General features: G+C 57.0%; 19 protein-coding genes and 1 riboswitch. Of the genes, 10 read left to right on the forward strand and 9 right to left on the reverse strand.

Translation table 11 applies throughout. The features are described 5' to 3' along the window. The first annotated feature begins 19 nt into the window (after positions 1 to 19). Positions 20 to 418, forward strand: a complete 399-nt coding sequence (locus CYR32_RS01480; RefSeq protein WP_101821830.1) for a hypothetical protein — start codon at positions 20 to 22, stop codon at positions 416 to 418. 30 nt (positions 419 to 448) lie between these two features. On the opposite strand, the gene CYR32_RS01485 is transcribed toward CYR32_RS01480, so the two are convergent. Both CYR32_RS01485 and CYR32_RS01490 read right to left on the reverse strand, forming a co-directional pair. Continuing rightward, on the reverse strand, positions 449 to 667 hold the full coding sequence (locus CYR32_RS01485; RefSeq protein ID WP_101821832.1) for a hypothetical protein: 219 nt from the start codon (positions 665 to 667) through the stop codon (positions 449 to 451). A 103-nt stretch (positions 668 to 770) separates the two neighbouring features. After that, positions 771 to 962, reverse strand: a complete 192-nt coding sequence (locus tag CYR32_RS01490; protein ID WP_101821834.1) for a YdfD/YebW family protein — start codon at positions 960 to 962, stop codon at positions 771 to 773. A 590-nt stretch (positions 963 to 1,552) separates the two neighbouring features. On the opposite strand from CYR32_RS01490, the gene CYR32_RS01495 reads away from it, so the two are divergent. The 5 genes from CYR32_RS01495 (at position 1,553) to CYR32_RS01515 (ending at position 3,220) form a co-directional block, all read left to right on the forward strand. Further along, a complete protein-coding gene (locus CYR32_RS01495; protein ID WP_072925280.1) occupies positions 1,553 to 1,795 on the forward strand; it encodes a DUF2766 family protein in 243 nt (80 codons plus the stop codon). 172 nt (positions 1,796 to 1,967) lie between these two features. Then, positions 1,968 to 2,099 carry a PhoP/PhoQ regulatory lipoprotein MgrB gene (gene mgrB, locus CYR32_RS01500; protein ID WP_101822144.1) on the forward strand — a complete coding sequence of 44 codons (132 nt, stop codon included), beginning with the start codon at positions 1,968 to 1,970 and terminating at the stop codon, positions 2,097 to 2,099. A 72-nt stretch (positions 2,100 to 2,171) separates the two neighbouring features. Further along, entirely contained in the window at positions 2,172 to 2,438 is a 267-nt protein-coding gene (locus tag CYR32_RS01505) for a YebO family protein (protein WP_101821836.1), read from the forward strand. 131 nt (positions 2,439 to 2,569) lie between these two features. Then, the gene (locus CYR32_RS01510; protein ID WP_101821838.1) at positions 2,570 to 2,884 is read left to right on the forward strand and encodes a phage protein NinX family protein; all 315 of its coding nucleotides are present in this window, start codon (positions 2,570 to 2,572) and stop codon (positions 2,882 to 2,884) included. Between the two features lie 96 nt (positions 2,885 to 2,980). Beyond that, entirely contained in the window at positions 2,981 to 3,220 is a 240-nt protein-coding gene (locus CYR32_RS01515; RefSeq protein ID WP_072925267.1) for a DUF4060 family protein, read from the forward strand. A 67-nt stretch (positions 3,221 to 3,287) separates the two neighbouring features. Here the strand turns inward: CYR32_RS01515 and CYR32_RS01520 are convergent, their stop codons facing one another. Beyond that, positions 3,288 to 3,560, reverse strand: a complete 273-nt coding sequence (locus CYR32_RS01520) for a hypothetical protein (protein WP_101821840.1) — start codon at positions 3,558 to 3,560, stop codon at positions 3,288 to 3,290. A gap of 220 nt (positions 3,561 to 3,780) precedes the next feature. On the opposite strand from CYR32_RS01520, the gene CYR32_RS01525 reads away from it, so the two are divergent. The 3 genes from CYR32_RS01525 (at position 3,781) to cspE (ending at position 6,395) form a co-directional block, all read left to right on the forward strand. Beyond that, a complete protein-coding gene (locus tag CYR32_RS01525; protein WP_101821842.1) occupies positions 3,781 to 4,803 on the forward strand; it encodes an MBL fold metallo-hydrolase in 1,023 nt (340 codons plus the stop codon). A 1,224-nt stretch (positions 4,804 to 6,027) separates the two neighbouring features. Continuing rightward, a complete protein-coding gene (locus CYR32_RS01530) occupies positions 6,028 to 6,144 on the forward strand; it encodes a DUF2627 domain-containing protein (protein WP_072925258.1) in 117 nt (38 codons plus the stop codon). A 41-nt stretch (positions 6,145 to 6,185) separates the two neighbouring features. Next, positions 6,186 to 6,395: a transcription antiterminator/RNA stability regulator CspE gene (gene cspE / locus CYR32_RS01535; protein ID WP_002221949.1), complete on the forward strand. Its 210-nt coding sequence runs from the start codon at positions 6,186 to 6,188 to the stop codon at positions 6,393 to 6,395. A gap of 55 nt (positions 6,396 to 6,450) precedes the next feature. On the opposite strand, the gene CYR32_RS01540 is transcribed toward cspE, so the two are convergent. Next, the gene (locus CYR32_RS01540) at positions 6,451 to 7,176 is read right to left on the reverse strand and encodes a purine nucleoside phosphorylase YfiH/LACC1 family protein (protein ID WP_420912813.1); all 726 of its coding nucleotides are present in this window, start codon (positions 7,174 to 7,176) and stop codon (positions 6,451 to 6,453) included. 154 nt (positions 7,177 to 7,330) lie between these two features. Here CYR32_RS01540 and rlmA point away from each other — a divergent pair, with 154 nt between their 5' ends. Then, positions 7,331 to 8,152, forward strand: coding sequence for a 23S rRNA (guanine(745)-N(1))-methyltransferase (gene rlmA, locus CYR32_RS01545; protein ID WP_101821844.1), 822 nt, complete (start codon positions 7,331 to 7,333; stop codon positions 8,150 to 8,152). A gap of 9 nt (positions 8,153 to 8,161) precedes the next feature. Here rlmA and mntP read toward each other — a convergent pair whose 3' ends face one another. From mntP to manX, 5 genes are all read right to left on the reverse strand, one after another. Further along, complete coding sequence (gene mntP, locus CYR32_RS01550; protein ID WP_101821846.1) at positions 8,162 to 8,731, reverse strand: manganese efflux pump MntP; 570 nt, start codon at positions 8,729 to 8,731, stop codon at positions 8,162 to 8,164. Positions 8,732 to 8,743: 12 nt separating this feature from the next. Continuing rightward, a riboswitch (yybP-ykoY riboswitch) is annotated at positions 8,744 to 8,920 on the reverse strand. A 210-nt stretch (positions 8,921 to 9,130) separates the two neighbouring features. Beyond that, on the reverse strand, positions 9,131 to 9,601 hold the full coding sequence (locus CYR32_RS01555; protein WP_101821848.1) for a DUF986 family protein: 471 nt from the start codon (positions 9,599 to 9,601) through the stop codon (positions 9,131 to 9,133). A gap of 71 nt (positions 9,602 to 9,672) precedes the next feature. Continuing rightward, entirely contained in the window at positions 9,673 to 10,536 is an 864-nt protein-coding gene (locus CYR32_RS01560; RefSeq protein WP_101821850.1) for a PTS mannose transporter subunit IID, read from the reverse strand. A gap of 16 nt (positions 10,537 to 10,552) precedes the next feature. Continuing rightward, complete coding sequence (locus CYR32_RS01565; protein WP_101821853.1) at positions 10,553 to 11,356, reverse strand: PTS mannose/fructose/sorbose transporter subunit IIC; 804 nt, start codon at positions 11,354 to 11,356, stop codon at positions 10,553 to 10,555. Positions 11,357 to 11,413: 57 nt separating this feature from the next. Further along, positions 11,414 to 12,400 carry a PTS mannose transporter subunit IIAB gene (gene manX / locus CYR32_RS01570; protein WP_101821855.1) on the reverse strand — a complete coding sequence of 329 codons (987 nt, stop codon included), beginning with the start codon at positions 12,398 to 12,400 and terminating at the stop codon, positions 11,414 to 11,416. Between the last annotated feature and the right edge of the window lie 223 nt (positions 12,401 to 12,623).

A 12,623-nucleotide genomic window follows, 5' to 3' on the forward strand; every position in this document is an offset into this window, starting at 1 on the left:
GAGGGGCGTCTGATTACCGATGAATACGTTTATCCTGTTGTACCAGGTTATCCGCCAGGCCGCGCTGGCCGCGTTACCCCAGCCCCACGATCTCAACCCCCAGCAGACGCTGAACCGCGCGCTGGCCGACGGGTTGCTGGGCGAGTCACGGCGTGACTGGCATATCGAGCGGCTGAGCAATAAAGAGGATGAGCCGAGCAGTATTTTCGTCACTGAACCGGCCTATGAGTACTACTTCTGCCACGGCGCAGAAAACCGGCGCATTGCGCAGGAAGAGGCGGATGCCCGGGCATTAATGGATGATTTTGATGCCATGGTGCGCTGGATGATCGTTAACGATTATCTCTTCCTGGACGGGCAGAACTACGTGGTGCTGGAGAAGTGCCTGAAAACCGCAGAGCTGACGATTGCCGACTAAGCATGCGGCGGGGCACGCATGGCCGCGCCGTTAATTCACTCTGCTTTTGTCTTTCAGCATATTGATGGCCGCCCCGAGCAGGATACGGCGTTGTGTATCCGGGGTGGCATAAAGCTGCTGTGCCAGCAGATCAATCAGCGCGTCCGTGCTCAGCGGGCGTGCCTGATGCCGCAGTGTAATGACCCCCTCACCGATCATCCGCGCCACTTCGTCCCACAGCGGTTGAATTTCTTGTTCCGAGAACTTCATACCTCACCCCGGCATGTGCAAATTATCATCAATCTAGCATCTGAGGATCGTCAGGCAACCTTTATCGCCCTCTGGGGTGAAATTTTACAGGCCTGCGCCCTGTTTAAAAATCCGCCCGCTCCCCGGCCGGAAAACCGTAGCCCTCAATGAAGTCCTCAATCGGGTAGCAGGCTGCATGGCGCAGCCGCTGTTCATCCATCGCCATCAGGCACTGTTGCTCTGTATTAAAGGCGTCGATAACCAGGTCATCACAGCCACCTCCCAGGTAGCAAATCGACAGAATCAGGGCATACATCGTCAGGGATCCTTTTGGTTAAAAACCGGCACGCCAGGGCGGGCTGGCCACGCTTTTCCATGCCTCAAGCATAGCCGGTTAACGCTTCCGGCGCGGTGCAGGCCACTGCGCCGCCTTGAGGCAGTGCCCCAAAATTGCACATTATTGTTATCCTGCCGGCACCAGCGAGGGTAAAAATGCACAGTAAGATGCCAGGTTTGTGACACCGGCAACATTTCGGAAAATAGCCAGGGGCTATTGCAGTAATTATCCGGCAAATCAGCCCCGCACCTCGGATTATGGTGTAAGATTAATCTTAATCTCCCTGGAGATAATTCCATAACACAGTTGTCGATGCGAGGTCGTTATGCACTATATGATTCAATCACCTTTATCGTATGTTCTGGCCGGTTGTGTTGCTTTTTGGTGCACGGTAGCGTGGCTGGTGCTCGCAGTGGCGAACTAATCCTCACATGAAACTGATGGTCCCCGGAAACCCGCTGCGGCGGGTTTTCTGTTTTCAGCCCGGCGTAAACGCGTGGTATGCTTGCCGCCGCAACACGTGGTACTGCGGTTGCTAAACAGAGCACTTGATTAAACTGAGGTAAAGCATGTCAGACTTATTGACGCAGGATCAGGAGCTGGTCTCCGACCTGGTCGCCTGCCAGCTGGTGATTAAACAGATTTTGGATGTGATTGACGTCATCGCCCCGGCTGAGGTGCGCGATAAAATGTCCCACCAGCTGAAAAGCATCGATTTTGACCGCCACCCGGCGGGTGCTGATGCAGTCACCAAACGGGCGGTTCAGAAAGCCATCGCGCTGATTGACCTGAAATTCACCGCCGCTGAATAAGAAAAACCCGCCACGGCGGGTTTTTTGATGCGTACCACCCACGGCGCGGTGTAAGGCCGCCCGCCGGCCAGGGCCGGAGCCAATGCGGCATCAGTTAAACCCCGGTTTAAGATAGGGTGCGTAGCATACGTCATTATCTCAGCGGCCAGGGGGCATCGGTTTGAAATTAAAAATGCTGGCAACTGCCGTCGTTATCGGGGTGGCTTGCATCGCGCTTTATCTGCTCGCACTGAACAGCTACTGCGATCAGGGCGGCAACTTCACCCTCGGCATGTGTTCCGTCACCTCTTTTATCCCCTGGTAGGGCAGTGCTGTTCAGCGCTGCCCGGCGGATGGTAGGATAAGCGCCTGGTTATTTTTGCTGGCAGGACAAGCCATGTTGACTTTTTTATTGGATTCGTCGGGTGGGTTATCGCTGGCGTTATCACTGCTGAGCGCCCTGTTGCTGCTGGTGGTCTGGTTTATGGTGAACCGCGCCAGCGTCAGGGCCAATGAGCAGATCCGGCTGCTGACGGAGATTGCGGAGCAGCAGCGCCGCCAGACGGAGCTGCTGACCCAGCTGGCCGGGCGTGGGGGGGCAGAGGCCCCGCCGCTTCAGGAGGAGGCGATCCTCCACTTCAAAGGCTTTGTGCCGGAACGCTGACCCTCTGCGGAGCAGGCTCCCGCCTGTTCCGCGCCTTTCTCTCCCACTCCTCCTCTCCCCGTTACCTGTCATAAAAGTGACGTAATGCCGTCGTAAGCTGAGGCCACTCTTTAACAGGGCGAGGTTTCCTGATGATTGACTGGTCTGAAGAACACGACAGCGATATTAATCGCACTATCGCCGAGCTTACCGGCGAAAACCCCGACAAGTGGTACCCGTACGGCGGCATGAAGGGCAAGGATTACTGCAACAATCCGGCCGACGCCTGGCCTATCATCTGTAATTACCGCATCAACCTGCGCTTCCCGACCGATAACCCCGGCCAGCAGTGGGTGGCGTGCATCACTAACCCCACCGGCGAGTGGCTGGCCTACAATACCTGCCCGCTGCGGGCCGCGATGGAGTGTTTTTTACTGAGCCAGATGCCGATGCTGCAAGGCGCCTGAAATTAAGCTATATAAATAGGGTGAGTTAAAAAGTCAGACCTTTCAACTGATTAATGTTTCTTCATTGTGACAGAATTGTCTAAGGCGGAGTCCATTATGAAGCGCATCATCAAAGGCGATAAAAATCTCTCCCATCTGGTCGTGGCCCATGCTGCCATCGACAGCCACGAAAAAGCCTATGGCCGACGCCGACAGGGCTGGCCTTCTACTTATCTGGTTAATTACAAAGGGGCCCGGGTGGCCGTTGAGGTGGTGACACGGCGGCAGTCGTATGTTGCCACCGTCATGGCGGGGGCGCGCAATCTCAGCAAACTGTGCGGGATGGCCGCTGCCTGAGCCGCCCGCACCCGGTTAAAGCCAGCCGTGAGGCTGGCTTTTTACTGTCCGGCACATAATGAATAACTCACGGGGCATGGTGGCCGGCGTCACGCAGGCTGCGGCCGCCGGAGAGCCGGCAGAGCGCATGGATCAGCGTGGCCACCACGTCAATCACCACGACACTCGCCATAATCAGGGTTAACACCAGCCCATTGACGATCATTTTCAACACGGCGACGCTGCGCGCAGGCAGGGTGCTGCGCTGCCAGGCGCGGCTGACGCCCCGGCGCAGCAGGGCCAGCGGTGAACTGCGCCGTTTTGCCCGCGGGTGGGGGGAACACTTCTCTTGCTGATTCATCTTCACTCCTTACAGATATCCGGTAGGGACAGGGCAACGGCCCTGTCGTGCCCGCGGGGTGAAGAGAAGGCGCCCGCCGGGCTATTAACAAATTCAAAACATTTAACGGGTGCCCTCACGGCCCCCTTTGTGTTACCACTTTCCTGGTCAGGCATGGGCTGAACGGCCATGCTGCCTGCCCGCATTCCGTTGACAGGCCTATTTGCCAGGGAGCACCGCGATGGCCCACAAAAACCGTTATTACGATGCCAGCAAAGCCCACCACACGCCTGAGGGGTTCCGTAACCCGCAACAGACACAGACACGCGGTGAAGGGGATTTCCGGCGCTGGCAGGAGGAGCGCAAGCAGCAGGGGCTGCCTAAACCGCCGGAACAGGGCTACGCCCGGTTCATCGCCGACTGGTGGCAGCAGCCCGATTTCAGCGGCAGTGAAGATGCCGCCTGGTGGCTGGGCCACGCCTGCATCCTGTTCCGTGTTCAGGGCCGCTATATCCTGACGGACCCGGCCCTTTCCAAACGGGCCTCACCCCTTGCTTTTTACGGGCCACGCCGGAAAACCCCGGTGGCGGCAGACGTTGACCAGTTGCCGCCTGTTGATGTGGTGCTGCTTTCGCACAATCACTATGATCATCTTGACAAGCAAACGGTCAAAAAGTTGCTTAAACGTTTCCCCGGTGTGACCTTTCTCGTGCCGTTAGGCATGAAAACATGGCTGACCCGACGCGGCGCACGGCAGGTAGAAGAGCTGGACTGGTGGGATGTTCAGCACCATGCCGGGCTGGCTTTCCACTGCGTTCCAGCGCAACACTGGAGCATGCGCACGCTGTGGGATCGTAACCGGTCGTTGTGGTGTGGCTGGGTGGTGACCCACCCGTCGCTGCGCCTTTATTTCTCCGGGGACAGCGGGTACACGCCGCTGCTGCATCAGATTGGCGAGCGGCTGGGGCCGTTTGACCTGGCGGCCTTACCTATCGGTGCCTATGCACCACGGTGGTTCATGGGGCCGCAACACATGGACCCGCAGCAATCGGCCCAATTGTTTAAGCAGCTCAATTGCCGCCGCGCTATCCCGATTCACTGGGGAGTGTTTGAATTAGCGGACGAATCTCTGGATGAGCCGCCCCGCATTTTGCAGCAGGCTATTTCCGCTGAAAATATATCGGACCAGGCGTTTTGCGCGCTGAAAATCGGCGGCCGTATTAATTTATCTTTACCGGTTACTTCGCCGTCCCCGCAGCAATAAACCCCGCGCCGCCCTGAAATTGCCGTTTTTCAGAAACGTGTAATGAGAAATAATGCAGGCGGGTCAGGGCGGCTAAATGTTATCAATTTGTTTAAGTTAACGGGTTTAATGAGAATTACAGTCATCTGGCTGGGCTGCCATGCCCAGCCCGGCAGGAAGGCTTGCTAACTGTAGGGATTTCAGGCGTCTGTTGGCCTTGCGCCTGCTGTCCGGCCGGGCAGGCGAAAGCGCCTCTGAGAAGGGCAGGCATGGCCAGACCCCATCACACTGCCATTAACAGGCATAAATTGCGGGTAAAACCTGAAAAATTTCTTATCAATGCCTGGTAAGCTGTAATTGTGAGAAAAAGCAGAATAATAATGGGTGTGCGGTGATGAGAAGGTTATTTAATTTATGATGATATTTTCTCATAATTATAACAGCGGAGTGGTGAATTTTATCATCCTCTGCTTTTATGTTTTAAACAGGCGATGCGTTAATAGCCCAGCGTTTATACGTGCGCTTTTTACTTATCCGGCGCGGCATCATTATTATGGCCGGCGCTTCTCTTTATCTGGAATAAAATATACGGGGTAAACCTGCCGGGAAGCATGCACCATCTCAGGGAGCCTTTGCACCCTGATGGGTACCCCGGTGCACCGGGCGCTGGCGGGTAAACCCCTGAGTTTTCATCAGACTGTCACAATCTGCGGGTAGAAGGGGAAGGGTGACAGGGCGCTGCAAAGCGCGGGGAGAGAAAGGCACAGAGTGTGAGGGGGCCTGCCCCGGCAGCCATGAGGCGAAGGCGGAAAGACGATAAACGGCAGCGTCAACTTTATCTTTAAAAACAGAGCGTTAAAAAGATAACCTTATGACTTAAGTCAAATAACGCTTTTTCATAAGCTGAAAACCGGCATTGCTATGCTGTTATAAGCTGATAAAATCGCATAATAATTATCATTTATCGTGTTCCGGCGCTTACCGCCAGCGGATAAATGATCAATAATCGGGTTCAGGTTGTTATTGCTTGGCCACAATGCACAGGGATACACCCCGGTTGTGGAAGGCGTAAAATACAGAGCAGAAAATAGCGTGGCTATCAACTTATTTTCGCTTCAGGCGATGGCCAACGCGTTTAACCGTTTCAAATATGTGCTACATGTCCATCAGTGATTAAAAATGGCTTGCCATTGATTACAGAGTATGTGATAACGCATCTGGGTAAAACGAGGTACAGTTCTGTATATGTGTGGCATTTTCAGTAAAGAAGTTCTGAGTAAAGACGTTCACGTTGAATACCGCTTCTCTGCCGATTTTTATCTTAGTGCCTCAAGCAGTAACGACTCTAGTTTGTCTATGTAACGCCTCCGGGCGGTTTAAACAATCCAAAGGAAATACTCAAGATGGCAAAGATCAAAGGTCAAGTTAAGTGGTTCAACGAATCCAAAGGTTTCGGTTTCATCACCCCAGCTGACGGCAGCAAAGACGTGTTCGTACACTTCTCTGCTATCCAGGGTAACGGCTTCAAAACCCTGGCTGAAGGCCAGAACGTTGAGTTCGAAATCCAGGACGGCCAGAAAGGCCCGTCTGCAGTTAACGTAACTGCAATCTAAGCAGCGTCAGCTGTGAAAAAAACCCGCCACGTGCGGGTTTTTTTATGGGCGCAGTTTACGGCAGGATCACCAGCCCGGAATATTGGTTACGCCCGCGGATGCCGGGGTGCGCCGGGTCTGCGGCCTGCCGGTGGCTGTTGCGGCGGAAGCTGGTAAAAGCGTAACGCGGCCCGTCAGCGGCAGGGTTAAGCGTGCAGATGGTGCAGGGCGCGCCGTTGTCCACCGCCCCAAACCCCAGCGCCTGCAATTTGGCAGCGGCAATCCCCGGCAGGTCAAGATAGCGCGGCCGCGGCATGACCTGCTGCGCCGGCAGTTCCGGTAACCGCTGCAGAAAGGTGCCGGCCAGTTCGTCACTCACCTGATAGCAGCAGGCATGGGCCGCCGGGCCAATCACCGCCACCCACTCCTCCAGCGGCTCTTCCTGCGCAATCCGCTCCGCCATCCTTTCCAGGATGCCGTCCAACAGGCCGCGCCAGCCGGCATGCACCACCCCTATCGCGTTACCGTCGCGGCGGCTGAACAGCACCGGCAGACAATCGGCCGTCAGCACCGTCAATAAAATCCCCGGCTGGCGGGTAAACAAGCCGTCGGCGTCGCCGCAGAGCTGGGCAGCATGGGTAATCTCCACAATCCGGGTGCCGTGTACCTGTTTTTTCTCAGGCGACGAGGCGCGGTAGGGCTGAAGCGCCGTCGGCATCAGCGCCTGTTTACTGCCGAAGCCATAGGCGAGGGCAGGGATCGCGCTGAGCAGCGGGGAATGATAGGGGATGGGAGAGGTCATGGTACAGGGGCCGTCCGGGCTGAAAGGGTCAGGCCATCAGTGTAGCCAGTGCGCCCCCTGCTTGACCAGCCCCACGGTTGCACGGGCCGGCAGGGTTGATTAGACTGGCGCTCCTCAATGACTGGCGGCCTGCGCCGCGCTTACGGAATTTCTCATGGCTTACCAGTGTCCCCTCTGTCACCTGCCGTTGCAGCCTTACGCCCAGCAATGGCGCTGCGAACAAAACCACCAGTTTGACCGCGCCAAAGAGGGGTATGTAAACCTGCTGCCGGTGCAGCATAAACGATCAAAACAGCCCGGTGACAGCCCGGAGATGATGCAGGCACGGCGCGATTTTCTCGATGCGGGGCATTACCGGCCGTTGCAGCAGCAGGTCTGTGCCATGCTGGAGGCGGAGTTACCGCCTGACGCGCAGGCGCTGCTGGATATCGGCTGCGGCGAGGGCTATTACACCGCCGCCATCGCTGACCAGCTGAAGCAGAGCAGGGCGATGACGGTTTACGGGCTGGACGTGGCCAAAGTGGCGGTACGCTATGCGGCCAAGCGCTACCGGCAGGCCAGCTTCTGTGTGGCGTCCAGCCACCGGTTGCCGTTCGAAGATAACAGCCTCGACGCAGTAGTGCGGATCTACGCGCCCTGTAATGCGCAGGAGCTGGCCCGCACCGTGAAACCGGGCGGGGTAGTGCTGACGGTCGCGCCGGGGCCGCGGCACCTGTATCAACTCAAGGCGGCAGTCTATGACGATGTGCAGTTGCATCCGGAGCAGGATGAGCAGTTCCCCGGCTTTACCCGTGTGCGCCAGCAGACGCTGGCCTACCCCATGACGCTGACGGGCGCGGCAGCGCTGCAACTCCTGCAGATGACGCCGTTTGCCTGGCGCGCCGGCGATGAAGCACGGCGGCAGCTGGGCGAAAACGGGTTGGCGTGTGAAACAGATTTCGTCATCCGGCTGCATCAGCGGCAGCCGGCGGTATAGCGGGGGGCGTCAGGCCAGCAGGCCGAGATGTTGCAGCAGGATATTGCAGCCGATGCCGATCAGCACCACGCCGCCCAGCATCTCGGCGCGTTTGCCGAGCATGGGGCCGATAAAGCGGCCAATCAACATCCCCAGTGTGGCCATCAGCATGGTGGTCATGCCAATCGCCAGGGCGGTATGGATAATATTGACCTGAAGGAACGCCAGCCCGACGCCGATAGCCAGCGCATCCAGGCTGGTGGCGACGGCGGTGGCGGCCAGCACCCAGAAGCTGTGGCAATCTTTGCAGGGTTCATCCGCCGCCGGGGTTTTCATCCCTTCCATGATCATGCGTGAACCGAGAATGAACAGCAGGGCAAACGCCACCCAGTGATCCCAGGCCATAATATAGCGGCTGGCCATCAGGCCCAGCCCCCAGCCGATCAGTGGGGTAATGGCTTCAATTGCGCCGAAAATCAGGCCGGTGCGGAAGGCTTCGCGGAAACGCGGGCGGTGCAACGTGGCACCCTTGCCGATAGACGCAGCAAAAGCATCCATTGACATGCCAAAGGCAAGAATAAGCGTTGCGGAAAGGTTCATTGAAAAAAAGCCTCGGCTGGGTCTCTCCATATGCACGTAACCCACCCCCAGCCAACGCAGAGTTACATGCCTATGGTCTCGCCAACCTGACCTGGTTGCCCGCACCACGTTTCTTTCTGAAACGAGTATGTTGATACGGGCGCTTCTGAAAAGTTGTTCAGAAACCGGCTACTCCCCAATGACGGCGCAACCTTAACATAATATTTTATTCGCAGACAACACGTAATTTGCAGGGGAATAAGCCCCTTTACTCATTATGCTGAAATAACCATCATCTTGTGCGGGGAATAACCCTTGCCTTTTTATTAGGAAAATGGCATTGCCGGTTTTGGTATTGCTGGAAATAGAGTCAGATATAGCCTTGGCTATACATTGAATATAGCCAAGGCTATAAACAAATTAATTACTATCTCCCTGATTTTTAAACAAGATGTGTTTAATTTGATCAAGATCGCTTATATTTTGTACGTGAATAGGCAATTTTCGCTGTTCCAGTTGGATCATCAGCACGCCCTCTTCAGTTAAATGAAGCTGACGGATACGGTCATAGCCAATGAAGAGATTGCCGTAGTAAAACCCTTCAGGTTTAAACAGTAATACCGGCCGGCGGATAAAAGAAATATAACAGGCGGCGATCAGCAGAAAGGTGAGTAAATAAAGCGTTAACGCCTCACCCCGGCCGGTATAATGCCGGTAGATAACGATGCCCAGCAGGGCAATGAAGATCAGGCTGTCCACCCGGCCTTTGCGCAATAAATTAACCCGTAACAAGGTCTTGCCGCGGCGGCGCGGAACCAGCCACTCAAGATAAATGGCATAAGCCAGGATCAGCACAATGCTGACCAGCAAGAACCCGTCTGTCACTGTCATGCCCCCTCCCGGTCTGGTTCAGACAAAATAACGCCGGGGGGCGTGGCCCCCGGCGGTGCATGTTACGGCGCTTACAGCCCCAGCAGGCCGATTGCGTAGCCAACAATGCCGATGACAAAGAACCCGACAATGATCCAGAGCGCGTTGACCTTGCGCCGCAGCAGCCACATACAGCCGAACGTCAGCAGCAGCGGCACCAGCCCCGGCATCAGCTGGTCAAGGATCGTCTGGACGGTGGTCACAGTGGTGTTGCCGGTCTGGTCGGTAATGCGCGAGACCACCAGCGGGATATTCACATGCGTCCACTTGTTGACCAGCGCCCCCATCACAAACAGGCCGAGAATCGACGCCCCCTCCGTGAGCTTTTGCAGGAAGCCGCCGCCCATATCACTGACGATGTCCGCCCCTTTGCGGTAGCCGTAGGCCACGCCGTAGTAACGGGTAATTAGCCGCACCAGGTTGAACAGCACAAAGAACAGCAGCGGGCCGAGCAGGCTGCCGTCCATCGCGATGCCCGCCCCGAGCGCGGCAAACACCGGCCGCACCGTGCCCCAGAAGATCGGGTCACCGACCCCGGCCAGCGGCCCCATCAGCCCGACCTTCAGGCCGTTGATCGCCCCGTCATCGATCGGCGCGCCGTTCGCGCGCTGCTCCTCCATCGCCATCGTGACGCCCAGCACCGGCGCGGCCACGTAGGGGTGGGTGTTGAAAAACTCCAGGTGGCGTTTGATCGCCTGTTTACGTTCGTCGTTGTTCTCCGGGTAGAGGCGGCGGATCACCGGCACCATTGAGAAGCAGAACCCCAGCGCCTGCATACGTTCAAAGTTCCACGAACCCTGGAACAGGTTGGAGCGTAAAAAGACGCCGCGCACATCGCTGGAGGTCAGTTTTTTCTGGCCGGTGACGGCCTGGTCTGGATTATGACTATCACTCATCTGCGTGCCCCTGTGCTTAATCGAGTTCGTTATCTAAATCGTTATTGGCCGGTGCAGCGGTGGCCGCACCCCCGGCTGCCCGGTTATATTTCGGGCTGAGCTGGATGTAGAGCACCGCCATCACCACCCCGATCACGCCCAGCGCCACCAGGTTAAAGTCAGTAAAGGCAGCCGTGACGAAACCGAGGTAGAAGAAGGGCATCAGGTAACCCGCACGCATCATGTTGATGACCATCGCGTAACCTACCACCACGATCATGCCGCCGGCGATGTTCAGGCCGTTGGTCACCACCGCCGGGATGGAGTTAAGCAGGTCCTGAACCACGCTGGTGCCGACCGAGACCGCCACAATCGCCGCCGGCACGGCGATGCGCATCGCCTGTAAAATCAGCGCGGAGACGTGCAGCCAGCTGATGGCGGAGAGGCTTCCGCGCTCGGCGGCTTTGTCCGCTGCGTGCTGGAAGGCCACGGTCAGGGTACGCACAATGATCGTCAGCACCTGCCCGGCAGCGGCCAGCGGGATCGCCAGCGCAATCCCCGCGCCGATCGACTGCCCGCCGGCGATCACCAGAATGGTGGAGATGATCGAGGCCAGGGCGGCGTCCGGGGCCACGGCGGCACCGATGTTCATCCAGCCCAGGGCGATCATCTCCAGCGTCCCGCCGATTTTGATGCCGGTCTCAATATCCCCCAGCACCATCCCGATTAACGTACAGGCCACCAGCGGCCGGTGAAACTGAAACTCATCCAGGACAGACCCCATCCCGGCAATACAGGCAACAATAAATATCAGCACAATCTGAAGCGTTGAAATCTCCATTGCACTCTCTCCTCCAGGCACCCGGCCTGATGATGTAAAGGGCCGCGCAGGCGCGGGTCAGCCGTTAAGTTTGTTGATTAAATCCATCATCTTCAGGCGGTTGTCGCTGGAGACTTTCCTGACCTCCAGCTCAATGCCGCGGTCAGCCAGCTCCCGGAAAGCCGCGATGTCTTTTTCATCCACCGAGACGGCGTTGTTGACCTGGGTTTTCCCTTGCCTGAAGGCCATACCGCCGATGTTCACCGAGGTAATGTCGACCCCCTCCCGCACCACCCGCAGCACATCGGTGGGGTTGGTAAACAGCAGCATCACGCGGTCATTGGCATACTTGGGGTTATTCCAGACCCGCACCGCCTTGGCGACATCCACCACATGGGCGGTGACACCCGGCGGGGCGACCTGGGTCAGCAGGGTTTTGCGCACGTTATCCGCGGCGACCTCGTCACTGATCACAATAATGCGCGAGACTTTGGTCTCCTTGGTCCAGCGGGTCGCCACCTGGCCGTGGATCAGGCGGTCGTCGATGCGCGCCAGCCCAATCTTCATATGGCCGCCCGGCCCGGCAGGCTGCGCCGGGGCAGCGGCCGCCGGGGAGGGCGGCGGTGGCGTGACCGGTTCAGGCTCAGGCTCCGGCTCCGGCTCCGGCTCCGGTGTTTTCAGGGATCTCACCCCGGCACGCCCGCTCTCCATTGCCAGCGCCGCAAGCTCCGCCAGCGTGGGATTGTCATCCCGGGCCATAAAGGTTTCTGTCAGCATCGGAATATTGACGCCGGTGACCACGTCAACCTGCTCCTCATCATGGGCGATGCGGCTTGCCGCATTAAACGGGCTGCCGCCCCAGACATCCACCAGAAACAGCACGCCCTCAGAGGTCTCAAGATCTTTTATTTTCTCACGGTATTTCTCTATTAATGTTTCTGCGTTTTCACCGGGAACAAAATCGATAGAAGTCACATTCTCCTGCGTGCCCAATATCATCTCTGCGGTTTTCAGCAGCTGCTCCGCTGCCAGCCCGTGTGTGCCAATGACAATCGCAATGCTCACCCGCTACCTCCTGTTGATCACCGTCCAGCGCCGGTTCCTGCCACGCTGTACCCTGTAAAAAGATGCACTATGCCCGCCCGGGAAAATCAGTTTTCCCAGAAATAGATCAATAAATTCATAAGGCTGTAATAACTTCTTCAAAAGACCCATTTATTTTAGTCAGCGAAGAAATAATTTATGTGATGCTGCTCTGCTATTTAACGATGCCTGATACCCATCACGG

The sequence above is a fragment of the Chimaeribacter coloradensis genome (assembly GCF_002858715.1).
GTDB lineage: Bacteria > Pseudomonadota > Gammaproteobacteria > Enterobacterales > Enterobacteriaceae > Chimaeribacter > Chimaeribacter coloradensis.